We start from the raw sequence: 15,280 nt of genomic DNA on the forward strand, positions 1-15,280 counted from the left end.
TTGAAACTGGCATGGTCGCCTCCCCCGAGACCAACCCGATCACCCCCGGGTCCATCATCGCCCGTTTACCATACTTGGCTGCCGGCCGACGCGAAAAATGGTCCGGCGTGACCGACCGGGAAAACGCCGGTTTGGCGCAAAAAAGAGCTTTGCTGCGTGCGTCAGCCGTGCGTTTCGATGGTGTCCATATGACCGTCCCGGGCCTCGGCTGCCGGTTCGAGCCATCCCGCCGCGTTGGCCAGTGCCAGCAGGCTGACCGCAAACGCCGGGCCGAACAGAGCGGCGAACAGGCCAAGCTGCAGCGTCAGGATCGCGCCGACAAACGCGCCCGAGAGGATCGCGCCCCAGATGCTCAGCGGCAGCAGCGCCTGCTTCCACGCGCCGCGTCCCGAAATCGCGTCGGCAATGTCGGAGCCGATGGTCACCACCGCGCTACTGACGAAGGTGTGGACGGTGAACCCGTTGCTCCCCTGCAAGGCGCGGTTGATCATGCCCATGCCGAATGCCAGCAGGAGCAGCAGGGCGTAATCGCTCCAATGCGACACGGCACCAGCGCCAGCCAGCCAGAGCACCACGGCCACCGCCGCCAGCGCTGCGGTCTCGCGCAGCCGCGCGCCATTATTGATCAGGCGCGAGACGATCGTGCCGAGGATGAAGACGAGCACCACCGCCGCAACCATGCCGGCCAGCGCGGTCTTGCCCGAGACGAGATCGGTCACGACCTTGGTCGAGTTGCCGCTCATGAAAGAGGGAAACGCCCGGACCGGGCCGACCAGCGCGAGAAAGCCGACCGCGTCCACCCAACCGGCCACGAAGTTGAGCGCAAATACGGCCTGCTTGCGCGTGATCACTGCCGTGCGCCCGTCCCGTGCGCGGGAGCTTGATGCATCGGTGCATCGCCGCCGCTCGCCTGATGCATGCGCCCGCCAAGGTCGGACATGATGTACCACGTGCCGCCTGCCATGATCGCGAGCAGGCAGACGGAGAACAGCACCAGCAGCAGATCCTCCTCGGACTGCGCATCGGCGAGGCTGAGATGGAGGAAATTGCGCAGGTGCGCCACGATCTGGATCAGCGCCGCGCCGCAGATCAGGGCGATCTTCCATGTCGTCGGCAGGTCGGACAGCAGGGCGGCAAACGCGCCCACGGTCAGCAGCAGGCTGATGACGAAGCCGGTCGCATAGCTCCTGATCTCGCTGGCCGCGTTACCCTGCGGATCGAGTTCTCCAGTATTGGGCCTGGTCATGCGAGGGGCACCAGGAAAACGAGCGAGAAGATCCCGACCCAGATGAGGTCGAGGAAATGCCAGAACACGCCGAGCATCGACAGGCGGACCTTGACCACATCGTCGAGCCCGCGCGTCGCGATCTGTCCGATCGTCGCGAATATCCACAGAATGCCGGACAACACGTGGATGCCGTGCAGCCCGACCAGCGCCCAGTAGGAACTGAGCCAGCCGCTCGCCTGCGGCACGCCGCCCTCGCCCGCCTGGGCGATGAAGTCCTTCACTTCGAAGAACAGGAAGCCCGCGCCGAGCGATGCGCACACCAGCAGCCAGGCGATGATCTTCGCGCGGCCCTGATCGTATTTCAGCGCCAGCGACACGCCCGCATAGGCGATCCCGCCGACCAGCAGGAAAGCGGTCTGGATCGCCACGCTGGTCAGGTCGAACAAGTCCTTCGGCCCCGGACCGCCCACCATCCCGATGGGATCGAGATAGGAGGCGTAGGAGGCGAAAAGGATGCCGAAGATGATGAGGTCGCTCATCAGGAATACCCAGAAGCCGAACACGGTCTTCTCGGCGTCTTCGTGCGCCTCCCCATGCGTCGCGCCGAGGTTGAGACCGGGATAGAGGCCATTGCCGCTCATCCTGCGAACTCCGAAATATCGGGGACGCCGCGATTGCGCTCGGTCTCTTCGTCGGCGCGGGTGGCGGCAGGAAGGCTCGTCACCAGTTGACGGAAGCGCCTGTCGGCTTCGGCGACCTCTGCTGCCGGGATGATCCTGGGCTCGATAACGCGCAGTCCGCGCAGGGCGACCGCACAGGGAATGGCAAGCACGCTAAGGATCGCGAGCCACCAGATATGCCAGACCATCGCAAAGCCTAGCAGGAAGGCCGCGACCGCGATCAGGAGGCCGTGCGCGGTGTTGGCGGGCATTTCGATGTCGGTGTATTCTGTCGGCCCATGCCAAGGGTCGCCCGCGCGCTTCCTCTCACCCCAATCGTGGCGTGCGGAAACATGCGGGATGCATGGGAAGGTCCATTCGGGCACCGGCGCGGGGGTCGACCATTCGAGGGTCGAGCCGTTCCACGGATCGCCGCCCGGCACCGCCAGAGCCGCGCGGCCCCGGTAGCTGGTCCAGAACGTCCAGATAAGGCTGGCGAGCGCACACATCATCAGCACCCCGCCAAATGCGGCAATGTACATCCACGGCAGGAAGTCCGGGTTCTGGAACGTGGGCGAGCGGCGCGGCATGCCCATCAGGCCGAGCACATAGAGCGGCATGAAGGTGAACACGAACCCGCCGACGAACAGGAACGCGGTTCGCCGCCCCCACGTCTCGCTCAGCCGGAAGCCGAACGCCTTGGGGAACCAGTAGTGAATGCCCGCCAGCATGCCGAAGAGCACGCCAGGGATGATGACGTTATGGAAGTGCGCGACCAGGAAGGTCGAATTGTGCACCTGATAGTCGATCGACGGATTGGCGAGGATGATGCCCGATAGCCCGCCGATCACAAACAGCAGGAAGAAGCCGGTGAGGTAAACAATCGGCGTGGTGATGCGCACCCGGCCGCGCCACATCGTCGCCATCCAGTCGTAAATCTTCACGCCGGTCGGAATGCCGATGACCATCGTCGCGATACCGAAGGCAATGTTCACGCCCGCGCTCTGCCCCATAGTGAAGAAGTGGTGCAGCCAGACGGTGAAGCTGATCACCGCGATGCACATGCTGGCGATCACCAGCGAGGTGTAGCCATAGAGCCGCTTACCCGAGAAGGTGGAGCTGATCTCCGAGAACACGCCGAAAGCGGGCAGGATCAGGATGTAGACTTCCGGGTGGCCGAACATCCAGAAGATGTTGGCGTAGTTCATCATGTTGCCGCCCGCTTCGTTGGTGAAGAAGTGGAAACCGGCATAGCGATCGAGCGCCAGCATTGCGCTCGACACGGTCAGCGCCGGCATGGCGTAGATCAGCATGATGGCGACGCACAGGCTGGTCCAGCAGAACAGCGGCATGCGCATCAGGTGCATTCCCGGCGCGCGCTGCTTGAAGATCGTCACCGCGAAATTCATGCCCGTCAGCGTCGATCCCATGCCCGATATCAGGATCGCCCAGAGCCAATAGTCCACCCCCTCGCCCGGGCTGAAGATCTTGCCCGTATAGGGAGGGTACATGGTCCAGCCGCCGGTGCCGAAATCGCCGACCAGCAGCGAGATCATGACCAGCGCCGCACCCGCCGCGGTCAGCCCCAGGCTCACCTGATTGAGCACCGGAAACGCCATGTCGCGCGCGCCCAGCTGTTGCGGGAGAACGAAATTGATCAGCCCGATCAGCAGCGGCATCGCGACGAAGAAGATCATGATCGTCCCGTGCGTGCTGAACAGCTGCGCGAAGTGATCGGGCGCGACGAGGCCGCTTTCCGGCTCGGTCAGCGTGCCGAGCGCGCTCGCCTGATGGGCCCGCATGACAAAGCCTTCGATGATGCCGCGGGCCATCATGATCAGCGCGAGCGCGATATACATGATGCCGATCTTTTTCGCGTCGGGCGACGTCAGCCAGTTGCGGTAAAGCGGCCCCCACCAGCGCATGCGGGTGAACAGGGCCACCGCGGCGATCGCACCGAGGACCAGCACGCTCGCCGCAAAGGCTCCGATAATCGTGCTGGTGCCCGGATGCTGCAGCACTTCGGTAAAGGGCGTGACGTTCCAGTCGAGATTGCCGAAGATCGGGCTTGTCTGTCCGCTCATTCCGCGGCTCCGGTCATGCCCGTTTGTGGCAGCCCGGTGCCACCCCAGCGCTCGGCCTCGCCATCACCATGATACTTCGCGACGATCTCTCCGAACATGTCCTGCTGGCCCAGCGCCATGACGATCGGCTCGGCGCTTTTTTCCAGCCCAAGATCGCCGCGCGCATCGGCCAGCACGGTGCGTCGGCGCAATGTGGCGTAGGTCGCTTCATCGAGCGTCGGGCCGTTGTCGCCTCGCGCCGTCCACACAATGTAGTCCGCCGGGTCGAGCGCGCGGACGGTGAACTTCTGGCGGCCGAAACCGTCGCCGTTGAACTGTGTGTTCTCGCCCTCGGCCTGCCCGGTGCGGGTCGCGGCGAAGTTCAGCCTGGTCGTCATCCCCGGCATCGCATAAATCTGCCCGGTCAGCGGCGCGATCAGCAGGCTTTGCATCACGGTATCGGTGGTCAGCGTCAGTTCCACCGGGCGACCGACGGGCACGACCAGTTCATCGACCGTCGCAATCCCCTCTGCCGGATAGATAAACACCCATTTCCAGTCGAGCCCGATGGCCTGCACCTGCAGCGGGTCGGGGCCGAGCGGCTCGTAGGGGTCGAGCTTGTGCGTAGAATACCACAGCCAGCTGGCGAGCACGATCACGATCAGGACCGGAACGCCCCACAGGGCATATTCCAGCTTGCCGGAAAACTCCCACTCGGGCGCGTAGGCGCCGCGCGGCTTCGCATAGCGGTAGCGCCACAGGATCAGGGGCACCCCCAACAGCACCGGGAGGATCACGATCATCGTGATACCCACCACTCGCATGAGGTGGGTCGCCTGCTCCTGCGCGACGGGGCCCATGGGCTGGAGGAAGCTCTGCTGCAGCGCGCCGGACGCCAGCGCGGCGTCCGTGGCGATCAACGCAAGCAGACAGCCTGCGGCCAGTCTGGCCCACGACATAAAAACCTAGCCCCCGGCTTCCCCGTGAAAGCCGTCCAAATAAAGCCGCCCGAATTCAGGGACAGCGCGCCGCCACCATGACGGCGCGCCGTCGCTTACTGTGCCTCAGAACCCGTCGCAGCGTCGGAAAGCTTGTTCTGGAACTGGGTTGCCGCCTCGCGCATCCCCGCCTCGTCATCCGCTTCCAGCGCATCGCGCGCGGACTCGATATCCTCGGTCAGGGCCGGCCGCATATCTTCCGGGAAATCGGTCAGGTTTTCGCTGACGAGGTTGTCGAGATCTTCGAGCACCCTGACCGCTTCGTTCGGGTCCAGGTTGCCCGAGGAAAGCTTCGCTGCAAGCGAGTAGGCTTCGTCGCGCGCTTCGGAGGGCGTGGCGGCGGTGCCGTCGAAACCGGGCTGCGCGACCGTTTCGGCCTGCGCCTCTTCTTCCTGCTTTTCCGCCGGGCTCTCGCAGGCCGACACCGCGAGGGCCAGCGGCAGGGCGAGCAGGGCGTATTTCATCTTGAAGGTCATCATCGTTTTCCTGATTTGCACGGGCGCAGCCCGGCGTTGAATGGCGCGGCCAAACTAGCCGCATGGCAGGTCATCGCAAGAAATTGTTCCGCAGCAGATCGACGACCTCCTTCGTACGGCCATCGAGCACGGCTTTCACACCGAACATGGCGGTCGATGCAACCTGAGACACTTCGACCTTGGGCGGCATGACCAGCTCCATCTGGTTGACGTGAACGTCCAGCAGCGCAGGCCCTTCGTGGCGCAGCCAGGCATCCATCGCCGCTTCCAGCTCGCCCGCCTGCTCGACGTGCCATCCGGCAAAACCGCACGCCTCCGCCAGCTTGGCGAAATCCGGATTGTGCAGTCCGGTGAAGTGGTCGACCAGCCCCTCGACCCGCTGTTCCATCTCCACGAAGCCGAGCGTGTTGTTGTGGAAGACCACCAGCTTGAGCGGAATGTCCTCCTGCACCAGCGTCAGCAGGTCGCCCATCAGCATGGTCAGCCCGCCATCGCCGCACATCGCGATCACTTGCCGGTCCGGGTAAGCGAGCTTCGCCCCCATAGCCTGCGGCATCCCGCTCGCCATAGTCCCGTGCAACAGGCTGTTGAGGAAGCGCCGCTTGCCGTTCGCTTTGAGGTGGCGCAACATCCACACCATCGCAGTGCCGACGTCCGACACGAAGATCGCATCGTCCGCCGCCTTCGCGTCGAGCATGTTGGCGACGAACTGCGGGTGGATCAGATCGGGATCGTGCTCCTCGCCCTCATGGTCGTAACCCTTGAGGTCTTCGGCCCACTGCTTGAGGTGCGTCTGGAGATGGCTGTCGTCGCTCTTCGCCGCGACGAGCGGGGTCAACGCGGCGAAGGTCGTCTTCGCATCGCCGACCAGCCCCATGTTGATCGCCGACCGGCGGCCCAGATGCGTGGGATCGATATCGATCTGCACGATCTTCTTCGCCTCTGGGTAGAACTGCGTGTAGGCAAAGTCGCAGCCCAGCGAAATGACCAGATCCGCGTCTTCCAGCGCTTCCACGCCCGCCTTGTTGCCCAGAATGCCGTTCACGCCGACATTGTAGGGGTTGTTCGGCTCGAGGAACTCCTTCGCGCGGGTGGTGTGCACCATCGGTGCCTTCACCTTCTCGCAGAAGGCGATGATCTCCTCGCGCGCATCGCGGGCACCGATCCCGGCATAGACCGAGACCTTGCTGGCGGCATCGACCATCGCGGCCAGTTCGGCCATCTCGGCATCGTTCGGCCGGCTGACCGGCTGCGGGCGATAGACTTCCCAGTCCATCGCATCCTCGTCGGTCTCGGTGAACATGTCGCCGTTCACGATGACGACCGCCACGCCCTTCTTGGTCAGCGCAGCCTGCGCCGCCTTGGTCACGATCCGGCGCGCCTGCGAGGGGTGCGAGATATATTCGCAGAAGTGCGAGTGCTGCTCGTAAATCTTCTTCTGGTCGACCTCCTGGGGGAAATTGAAGCCGCTTTCGGTGCGCGCAACATCGGATGCGATCAGCACCACCGGGGCGCCGTTGCGGTGGCTCTCGTAGATGCCATTCACGAAATGGAGCGAGCCCGGCCCGCAGGTGCCCGCGCAGACCGAGAGTTCGCCGGTCATGTAGGATTCCCCGCCAGCGGCAAACGCGCCCACCTCTTCATGGCGGACGGTGATCCAGCGAAGGTCGCTCTTGGCGACGGCGTTGGTGAAATGATTGATCGTATCGCCGGGAATTCCGTAAATCCGTTTCGCACCCGCCTTTTGCAGGGCATCGACGACGATCTCCGCCACCTTCTTCGACATATTCTTCCTTTCGTTCGGGAGACCGGGGTCAGGCGCTTGCACTCGGCCCGCAGTGTCAGCTCACATAGTGTGATACGATTTTGCCGTCCTTCAGTGCCATCGCCGTACCGCGCGCCAGCGGCTCCCAACCTTCGGGATCGAGCGGCACCGAGGCGAAGAGATGCAGCGGGCCGGAAATCTCCTCGATGGTCGCGCCAGATGTCTGCCACTTGTGGCCGCGATGGCGTTCGTCGAAGCTGCGGATATTGAGCCCGGGTTCGCGCGGTTCGGTCAGGCCCGTTTCGGTTTCGAAGCGCCGCCGGTCTGCGTGGACGAACAGGTACTCGCCGTCCAAGAACAGGAAGTTGGAGCTGCCCAGTTCGCGCATCTCGGCGGCGAAACGCGCGAACACGTCGAGCCGGGCCTCCACATCGCTCGCGCCCTCCCTGCTCAACCGGTCGAGCAGCATCAGGAAGGCCAGTTCGGAATCGGTGTCGCCGATCCGGTGGGCAATCCATTCGCGCGCGTCTTCGCGATCCTCGATTCCCGGGAGGTCGCCATTGTGAGCAAAGGCATTCCGCCTGCCGTTCACCACCCGGTCGAAAGGATGCGTGTTGGCGAGCGCGGGCTTGCCCGCAGAGGCCCTCCGGACATGGGCCATCAGGTGCTTGCAGGGCCGCGCATCGCGGACGACCATGCGGCTTAGTTCGCTGGTCGCCGCAGGGTCGGGTTCGCGGAACAGGTAGGCATCGCGGTCCTGCGCGAAGAGGATGCCCCACCCGTCGCGATTGCGATGTTTCTCTCCCCCTTCGGCGGCGAACAGGTCGAGCTCGTAACGGACCGTGTGCGGGACCGACGCACTCATCGCAAACAGTTCACACATGCATCAGGCCTCGTCCTTGTCGCCTTCGCTGGCGCGCTTTTGTTCGGAGATCGCACCGCTCACGATCACGTTCTGGTAGGCGTAGGGAATCTCGATCCCCGCCTCGTCGAAGCGCGTCTTGATCTGTTCCAGCAGGTCGAATTCGACGCCTTTTGCCGATGCCGCATCGGCGCACCAGGCGCGCAGCGAGAGGTCCACACTCGACGCACCGAGGTTCACAACCGGGCAACCGACCACCTCCAGCACATCGTCGTGCGCATGCGCCAGTTCGAGGATGATCGCGCGCGCCTTCGCGATATCGGAATTGTAGCCGATCGAAATTGTCGGCGTCATCATCACCCTGAGATCGACCGAGGACAGGTTGATCATGATCTGGTTGGCGATGGTCCCGTTCGACAGGACGATGCGGCGATTGTCGAACGTCCTGAGCACGGTGTAGCCGAGCGAGAGGTCCTCGACGATGCCGGTCTCCAGCCCCGTGGGAGTCGTCAGCTGCAACCGGTCGCCGCGGCGGAAGGGCTTGTAGATCACCAGGCTGATGCCCGACACCAGATTGCCCAGCGTCGACTGCGCGGCAAACCCGATCACCACCGACACGATGCTGACCCCGGCCAGCAGCGAAGTCGTCAGCTTGTTGAGCGCGGGCACCGCGTGGCAGAAGACCAGCGCCAGCACGATCCACATCACGAACGTCGCGAGGTTCGAAATGAAGCTCAGCGTCATCCGGTCGAGATGCTCTTTGGGATCGTGATCGATCAGCGCATGGATCGCGCGGCGCAGCAGTCGGGTCAGCGCCAGCCCGAAGAGGAGAAACAGGACGCCGAGCGCCACCGCACCCCACAGGTGATTGGGATCGATGTAATGCGTCAGCTCGACCACCGCCTTGGGGGTGTCGGATGCTACGGGTGATGGCGTCGCGGTCGGCGTTGGACTGGCCTTGGCGTTCAGGAACGGCGTGATCATCGCGCGATCACAGCGTCGGTTTGAAGGTGTCCGGGTTCGCCATGCGCCAGTATTCGGCAAAGGGTGTGTCGTCGGGTTCGCTCAGCAGCTTGCCGGGCTCGACCTCGTGCACGATCTGCGACCACGGGATCATCTGCGCATTGTTCTTCCATTGGCGCAGATGACGCGGGGTGAATTCGTCGGGCGATTCCAGACCGCAGGCGACGACGATATCGTGCAGGCTGTCGAGCGTCTTCGACTGGAAATTGGCCACACGCTGCGCCTTCTCCGGGATCACCAGCCCGCGCTGGCGGGCGGGCGAGCTGGTCGCGACGCCCGTCGGGCAGGTACCCGTGTGGCAGCGCAGCGACTGCACGCAGCCGAGCGAGAACATGAAGGCGCGCGCCGCATTGCACCAGTTCGCACCCAGCGCGGCGTTCATCGCGATGGCGGAGCCGGAGAATACCTTCTCCGACGCGGCGAGCTTGATCTTGTCCTTCAGCCCGGTGCCGATCAGCGCGTTGTTCACGTAATAGAGACCAATGCGCAGCGGCAGGCCGACATGGTCGGACAATTCCAGCGGAGCCGCGCCCGTCCCGCCGCCGCCGCCATCGACGACGATGAAATCGAGCGTGATGCCGCTGTCGAGCATCGCCTTGCAGATCGCGAACACCTCGTGCGGCATGCCGACGCACAGCTTGATCCCGACCGGTTTGCCGCCCGAAAGTTCGCGCATCTTCGCGGCGAATTCCAGCATCTCGCGCGGGGTCGAGAAGGCCGAGTGGCCGGGAGGCGACAGGCAGTCCTGATGCGCGGGCACCTGGCGGGTCTCGGCGATCTCGTCCGTCACCTTGGCGGCAGGCAGCAGGCCGCCATGGCCGGGCTTTGCGCCTTGGCTCAGCTTGATCTCGGTCATCTTGACGGCATCGTGCTGCGCCTTGTCGCGGAAGCTTTCGGGATCGAAGTTTCCGTCCTTGTCGCGCGCGCCAAAGTACCCGGAGCCCAGTTCCCACACGACATCGCCGCCATGCTTGAGGTGGTATTTGGAGAGGCCGCCCTCGCCCGTGTCGTGATAGAAATCGCCGATCTTCGCGCCCATGTTGAGCGCCTCGATCGCGTGGTTGCCGAGCGCGCCGAAACTCATCGCGCTGATGTTCAGCCGCGCCGCATCATAGGGCTTGCTGCACTGGTCTGTGCCCACATGCACCCGCGTGCGCTTGGGTGCCTTGGGGTTCGGGTTGATCGAGTGGCACAGCGCTTCGTACTCGTCGGAGTAGACGTCCAGCTCGGTCCCGAAGGGATGCGCGTCTTCCTGCTTCTTGGCGCGGGCATAGACGAGCGAGCGGGAGACCCTGTCGAACGGGCGGCCTTCCAGCGGGCCTTCGACGATATAGCTGCGCAGGAACGGCCGCAGATCCTCGAACAGCCAGCGGAAGCGGGCGGTGAGAGGATAATTGCGCCGCAGCGAATGGTTGGTCTGCGCCATGTCCCACAGCGCGATCAGCAAAAGCGGGACGACCGCGACCAGGCCCCAGAAAAAAGCGTCGTGAACAAACAGGCCGAGAAGGACTAGAGCGACGGTGAGCGCCAGAGGGACCCAAAGACCCAGATTTCGCTCCAGGCCCTTGTCTGCAAACAAACCGCGCACCACCATCCAAAACGCCCTTTTCCGTAATCTTTGTTAAGGCCGTAAGGACGAAGTCTGTTCCGAGTAAAGGCGCGGGCAAGCGGCTTTTTTTCACCTCGTCGCCCCCCGGACATCGGCCGGACCCCGCCCGTGCAGCGGGCATGATCGCATCTTGCCCCACCTCCCCAAGCGCGAACTTCTGCTTGCCCGCAAAGCGATCCCTTGTTCCGTTCTGAAAACTAGGTATGCTCGCCTCGCAGAACGCACCAAAGTGCGTCGCGTGGGAGAGAAAAACGATGGCCTGGGATTTCGAGACCGAGCCCGGATTCCAGCAGAAGCTGGACTGGATGGAAGGCTTCGTGCGCGAGAAGGTCCAGCCGCTCGGCCTGCTCGGCATTCATCCCTATGACGTCAAAAATCCGCGCAGAAACGCGCTTGTTCGGCCTTTACAGGACGAGGTGAAGCGGCAGGGCCTGTGGGCCTGCCACCTTGGTCCTGAACTGGGCGGACAGGGCTACGGCCAGGTCAAGCTGGGCCTGATGAACGAGATTCTCGGCGGGGCCAGCTTCGCCCCGATCGTGTTCGGCTGCCAGGCACCCGACACCGGCAATGCAGAGATCATCGCCCATTACGGCACGCCCGAACAGAAAACGCGGTATCTGGAGCCGCTGCTGCAGAACGAGATCGTCTCCGCCTTCTCGATGACCGAGCCGCAGGGCGGATCGGACCCGACCAGCTTCGTGACGAGTGCGGAATTCGACGGCGAATGCTGGGTCATCAACGGCGAAAAATGGTTCTCCACCAACGGCAAGTGGGCCGATTTCCTGATCGTTATGGCGGTGACCGACCCCGACGCACCGCGCCACGAGCGGATGAGCATGTTCATCGTGCCGGTCGATACGCCCGGTGTCGAGATCCTGCGCAATGTCGGCGTCTACGGGCAGGAGAACGGCTCGGAGAGCTATATCCGCTACACCGACGTGCGCATCCCGGCGGACCATCTGCTGGGTGAGCGCGGGGGTGCCTTCGCCATCTCGCAGACCCGGCTGGGTGGCGGGCGCGTCCACCATGCGATGCGGACCGTGGGCAGCTGCAAGCGTCTGCTCGACGCGATGAGCCGCCGCGCGGTCAGCCGCAAGACGCGCACCGGCACCATCGCCGATTACCAGAGCGTGCAGATGCAGATTGCGGACAGCTATATCGAGCTGGAGCAGTTCAAGCTGTTCGTCCTGAAGACCGCGTGGATGATCGACAAGCACCAGGACTATCGCAAGGTCCGCAAGGACATCGCAGCGATCAAGGCGCTGATGCCCAAGGTCTATCACGACATCGCGCAGCGCTGCATCCACATCCACGGATCGCTCGGCGTGTCGAACGAGATGCCGTTCGTGGGCAACCTGATCGGGTCGATGGTGATGGGCATCGCCGACGGGCCGACCGAAGTTCACAAGGTGACCGTCGCGAAGCAGCACTTGCGCGCCTACCGCGACATCGAAGACCCGATGTTCCCCGACTATTCGCTGATCGAGCGGCGCGCGCGGGCCGAGCAGATGTACGATCCGATCGAGGAAATTACCGAGGCGGCGGAGTAGCGCGATGGCCACTACCGCCCCCTCGCCAGATTTGGCCCCCGCCTCCGCCCCGCCGATCACGCGTGTCCACCGGCTCAGCTTCGGCTTCGGCGCGGTCGCCAACGGGGTGAAGAACGCCGCGTTCTCGACCTACCTCCTGCTGTTCTACAACCAGGTTCTGGGCGTGCCCGCCGCGATCGTCTCGGGCGCGATCGCGCTCACGCTGCTGGTCGATGCCTTTGCCGACCCGTTCATTGGCCGCTGGTCCGACATGACGCGTTCGCGCATCGGGCGGCGTCATCCCTTCATCTTCGGCTCCGCGCTGCCGACGGCGGCCTTCTTCGTGCTGTCGTGGTTCCCGCCAGCCGGCCTCAGCGACATGCAGATGGGGCTCTGGATCTTTGCGCTCGCCGCGCTCACCCGCATGTCGATCAGCGCGTTCGAGATTCCGACCAGCGCGATGGCGGCCGAGCTGACGGACAATTATTCGGAGCGCACCGGCCTGTTCGGCCTGCGCTATTTCTTCGGCTATCTCGGCACTTTCGGCTTCGCCGCATTCTCGCTCGCGGTGTTCTTCGTCGCCACGCCGGAGATTTCGCGCGGACAGCTGAACCCGGAGGGCTACGTCAAGTTCGCGTGGCTCGGCGGCGCGCTGATCTTCATCGCGATTTTGGTGTGCGGCTGGGGCACGCTCAGCCGTGTGCCCTACCTGCGCCAGCGCGACGAGCCGGGCGAAGGGGCCACCCCCGCCTCGCACTTCAAGGAGATGTGGCAGGCGTTCCGCAACCGCGGCTTCCTTGCGATCTTCGGCTTCGGAGTGTTCAAATATACCGCCATCGGGCTGTATGCCGCGACGACGGTCTATTTCAGCACCTACGTCTTCAAGCTGAAGGCGGACCAGCTGGCATTGCTGACCTTCGACAGCCTGATCGCCGCTGTGCTGGCCGCCCCCCTCGCCCCGCGCTTCTCGCGCTGGCTGGGCAAGCGCAATACCTCGATGTTGATGGCGATATTCGGCATCGCGCTGGGCATTTCGCCGCTGCTGCTGACGCTGCTCGACAGCTTCTTCCTGCCCGGCGACCCGCGCCTGCTGCCCACGCTGTTCACGATCGGCGCGGTCTATGGCGCGATGATCGCGATCTCGCTGATCAACACCTCGTCCATGCTCGCTGACGTGGTGGAAGACCACGCTGTGCGCACCGGACAGCATACGGCGGGCGTGTTCTTCGCGGCATCCAGCTTCATGCAGCAATGTTCGGCCGGGCTCGGGATCATGGTCGCAGGGATCGTGCTGGAACTGTCGGACTTCCCGGCCAAGGCCGATGTCTCGCAGATCACCCCCGCGATGGAGGACAGCCTGATCGCCCACTACGTGCCCGCCTCGCTGGGCCTGTGGATCATCGGCGCGCTGTTCCTGCTCTTCTACCCCATCACCGAAGAAACACACCGCGAGAACGTGGAACGGCTGAAAGCGCGCGAGGCACAGGCGCGCGAACAGCAGATCCGCGACGGCTCCTTCGGCTCCCCGGCAAGATAGGAAGGATTACGCCATGGTAACCGACCCTACCGCACCGAAGCTCGGCTTCTTCACCAGGCTGCTCTACGGCACCGGCTCGATCGGCTACGGCGTCAAGGACGTCGCTTTCCGATCTTTCCTGCTGCTCTATTACAACCAGGTCGTGGGGGTGCGGGCAGAGCTCGTCTCCTTCGCGATCCTGGTGGCGCTGGTGGTCGATGCGATCTCCGACCCGATCGTGGGCCAGTGGTCGGATTCGCTCCGCACCCGGCTGGGTCGGCGGCATCCGCTGATGTTCGCCTCCGCCCTGCCCGCGTCTGCCAGCCTGCTGCTGCTGTTCTTCCCGCCTTCGGGCATGAGCGACGGCCAGATCTTCTGGTACATCCTGGTGGTCGGGTGCTGCGTGCGGACCTTCATCACCTTCTACGAAATCCCCAGCTCCGCCCTCGCGCCCGAGCTGACCAGCAATTACGACGAGCGGACCTCGATCGCGAGCTACCGCTATTTCTTCGCCTATCTCGGCGGCGTGGGTATGGCCTTCCTGACCCTGCTGGTGTTCCTTGCGCCGACCGAGGAATATCCGGTCGGCCAGCTGAACCCCGCCGGGTACGAGACCTTCGCGATCGTCGGTGCCGCGCTGATGCTGGGCGCGATCCTGCTGTCGAGCTTCGGCACGCTGCACCGGGTCAAGTATTTCAAGATGCCGCCTGCGCCCGAGAAGATCGGCGCGGTGAAGACGCTGGGCCAGATGGGGCGGACCTTCTCGAACAAGGGCTTCCTCGCGATCCTCTCCTTCGGGGTGCTCAAATACACCTCGGTCGGGATGACATCGGCACTGAACATCTATTTCGGCACCTATTTCTGGGGCTTCAATTCTGCCCAGCTGGCGGTGCTGACGGTGGACGCACTGGCGGGCGCGTTCCTCGCGCTGTTCTTCGCCCCGCTGGTGTCGAAGCGGCTGGGCAAGCGCAATGCCGCCTTCGTGCTCGCGATCGTCGCGGTGATGTTCGCCAGCGCGCCTTACCTGCTGCGCTTTGCCGGAGTGATGCCCGAAAACGGCGATCCCGGCCTTGTCGCCGCCGTCTTCGCATTCTCGATGCTGTTCCAGCTATGCGGCGTTTCCTCCGCCGTGCTGACGCATGCGATGATCGGCGACATCGTGGAAGAGAGCCAGCTGCGCACGGGCCGCCGGTCCGAAGGGCTGTTTTACGCGGCCAATACGCTGATGCAGAAATCGACCTCGGGCCTAGGCGTCTTCGCCGCCGGGATGCTGGTTGCGCTGGTGGGCATCGTCCCCGGTTCGGACCCGCGTACGATCGACCCCGAAATTCCTCGGATGCTGGCGCTGGTCTATGTGCCCACGCTGATCGTCCTTTACATCGGCGGGGCTGGCTTCCTGTTCGCCTACCGGATCGACCGCGCGAGCCACGAAGCGAACGTGGAAGAGCTTGCCCGGCGAGACCGTGCGAGCGCCGTCAACGCGGACGAGGTTCCCGAACCGGCGGAATAGCCGCCCTCGCCACTCTCTTCCAAACCATAGACCGACCAAGGA

13 protein-coding genes are annotated in these 15,280 nt (G+C 64.1%); 3 read left to right on the top strand and 10 right to left on the bottom strand.

Annotated elements, in window-relative coordinates; genetic code table 11:
• Positions 1–161 precede the first annotated feature (161 nt).
• The 10 genes from K7H93_RS01775 to K7H93_RS01820 all read right to left on the bottom strand — a co-directional run bounded on the left by K7H93_RS01775 (position 162) and on the right by K7H93_RS01820 (position 10,668).
• Positions 162–851: a YoaK family protein gene (locus tag K7H93_RS01775; RefSeq protein ID WP_230782140.1), complete on the bottom strand. Its 690-nt coding sequence runs from the start codon at positions 849–851 to the stop codon at positions 162–164.
• Positions 848–1,246: a cytochrome o ubiquinol oxidase subunit IV gene (locus tag K7H93_RS01780; RefSeq protein ID WP_230782141.1), complete on the bottom strand. Its 399-nt coding sequence runs from the start codon at positions 1,244–1,246 to the stop codon at positions 848–850. Before K7H93_RS01780 ends, K7H93_RS01775 begins: the two co-directional genes overlap by 4 nt.
• Entirely contained in the window at positions 1,243–1,869 is a 627-nt protein-coding gene (locus K7H93_RS01785; RefSeq protein ID WP_230782142.1) for a cytochrome c oxidase subunit 3, read from the bottom strand. Before K7H93_RS01785 ends, K7H93_RS01780 begins: the two co-directional genes overlap by 4 nt.
• Complete coding sequence (locus K7H93_RS01790) at positions 1,866–3,971, bottom strand: cbb3-type cytochrome c oxidase subunit I (protein WP_230782143.1); 2,106 nt, start codon at positions 3,969–3,971, stop codon at positions 1,866–1,868. Before K7H93_RS01790 ends, K7H93_RS01785 begins: the two co-directional genes overlap by 4 nt.
• Positions 3,968–4,909: a cytochrome c oxidase subunit II gene (locus tag K7H93_RS01795; RefSeq protein WP_230782144.1), complete on the bottom strand. Its 942-nt coding sequence runs from the start codon at positions 4,907–4,909 to the stop codon at positions 3,968–3,970. The genes K7H93_RS01790 and K7H93_RS01795 overlap by 4 nt, the downstream gene beginning before the upstream one ends.
• A gap of 95 nt (positions 4,910–5,004) precedes the next feature.
• Positions 5,005–5,424, bottom strand: a complete 420-nt coding sequence (locus K7H93_RS01800; protein ID WP_230782145.1) for a hypothetical protein — start codon at positions 5,422–5,424, stop codon at positions 5,005–5,007.
• 70 nt (positions 5,425–5,494) lie between these two features.
• Positions 5,495–7,210 (bottom strand): thiamine pyrophosphate-dependent enzyme, encoded by a 1,716-nt coding sequence (locus K7H93_RS01805; protein ID WP_230782146.1) that lies wholly within the window; start codon positions 7,208–7,210, stop codon positions 5,495–5,497.
• 55 nt (positions 7,211–7,265) lie between these two features.
• The gene (locus K7H93_RS01810) at positions 7,266–8,072 is read right to left on the bottom strand and encodes a class II glutamine amidotransferase (protein WP_230782147.1); all 807 of its coding nucleotides are present in this window, start codon (positions 8,070–8,072) and stop codon (positions 7,266–7,268) included.
• A 3-nt stretch (positions 8,073–8,075) separates the two neighbouring features.
• A complete protein-coding gene (locus tag K7H93_RS01815) occupies positions 8,076–9,035 on the bottom strand; it encodes a mechanosensitive ion channel family protein (RefSeq protein ID WP_230782148.1) in 960 nt (319 codons plus the stop codon).
• Between the two features lie 7 nt (positions 9,036–9,042).
• A complete protein-coding gene (locus K7H93_RS01820) occupies positions 9,043–10,668 on the bottom strand; it encodes an FMN-binding glutamate synthase family protein (protein WP_230782149.1) in 1,626 nt (541 codons plus the stop codon).
• A 269-nt stretch (positions 10,669–10,937) separates the two neighbouring features.
• Between K7H93_RS01820 and K7H93_RS01825 the strand changes: the two genes are divergently transcribed.
• The 3 genes from K7H93_RS01825 to K7H93_RS01835 are packed head-to-tail and all read left to right on the top strand — an operon-like array spanning position 10,938 to position 15,238.
• Positions 10,938–12,233: an acyl-CoA dehydrogenase family protein gene (locus K7H93_RS01825; protein WP_230782150.1), complete on the top strand. Its 1,296-nt coding sequence runs from the start codon at positions 10,938–10,940 to the stop codon at positions 12,231–12,233.
• Between the two features lie 4 nt (positions 12,234–12,237).
• Entirely contained in the window at positions 12,238–13,749 is a 1,512-nt protein-coding gene (locus tag K7H93_RS01830) for an MFS transporter (RefSeq protein ID WP_230782151.1), read from the top strand.
• 13 nt (positions 13,750–13,762) lie between these two features.
• Positions 13,763–15,238, top strand: coding sequence for an MFS transporter (locus tag K7H93_RS01835; RefSeq protein WP_230782153.1), 1,476 nt, complete (start codon positions 13,763–13,765; stop codon positions 15,236–15,238).
• The last annotated feature ends 42 nt before the right edge of the window (positions 15,239–15,280 follow it).

Source organism: Citromicrobium bathyomarinum (genome assembly GCF_021021475.1).
GTDB classification, from domain to species: Bacteria; Pseudomonadota; Alphaproteobacteria; order Sphingomonadales; family Sphingomonadaceae; genus Alteriqipengyuania; species Alteriqipengyuania bathyomarina.

Coding starts and splice junctions, on each gene's coding strand:
- K7H93_RS01800 (WP_230782145.1), bottom strand. CDS start 5,424: ATGACCTTCAAGATGAAATACGCCCTGCTCGCCCTGCCGCTGGCCCTC.
- K7H93_RS01815 (WP_230782148.1), bottom strand. CDS start 9,035: ATGATCACGCCGTTCCTGAACGCCAAGGCCAGTCCAACGCCGACCGCG.
- K7H93_RS01820 (WP_230782149.1), bottom strand. CDS start 10,668: ATGGTGGTGCGCGGTTTGTTTGCAGACAAGGGCCTGGAGCGAAATCTG.
- K7H93_RS01795 (WP_230782144.1), bottom strand. CDS start 4,909: ATGTCGTGGGCCAGACTGGCCGCAGGCTGTCTGCTTGCGTTGATCGCC.
- K7H93_RS01825 (WP_230782150.1), top strand. CDS start 10,938: ATGGCCTGGGATTTCGAGACCGAGCCCGGATTCCAGCAGAAGCTGGAC.
- K7H93_RS01805 (WP_230782146.1), bottom strand. CDS start 7,210: ATGTCGAAGAAGGTGGCGGAGATCGTCGTCGATGCCCTGCAAAAGGCG.
- K7H93_RS01830 (WP_230782151.1), top strand. CDS start 12,238: ATGGCCACTACCGCCCCCTCGCCAGATTTGGCCCCCGCCTCCGCCCCG.
- K7H93_RS01810 (WP_230782147.1), bottom strand. CDS start 8,072: ATGTGTGAACTGTTTGCGATGAGTGCGTCGGTCCCGCACACGGTCCGT.
- K7H93_RS01785 (WP_230782142.1), bottom strand. CDS start 1,869: ATGAGCGGCAATGGCCTCTATCCCGGTCTCAACCTCGGCGCGACGCAT.
- K7H93_RS01780 (WP_230782141.1), bottom strand. CDS start 1,246: ATGACCAGGCCCAATACTGGAGAACTCGATCCGCAGGGTAACGCGGCC.
- K7H93_RS01835 (WP_230782153.1), top strand. CDS start 13,763: ATGGTAACCGACCCTACCGCACCGAAGCTCGGCTTCTTCACCAGGCTG.
- K7H93_RS01790 (WP_230782143.1), bottom strand. CDS start 3,971: ATGAGCGGACAGACAAGCCCGATCTTCGGCAATCTCGACTGGAACGTC.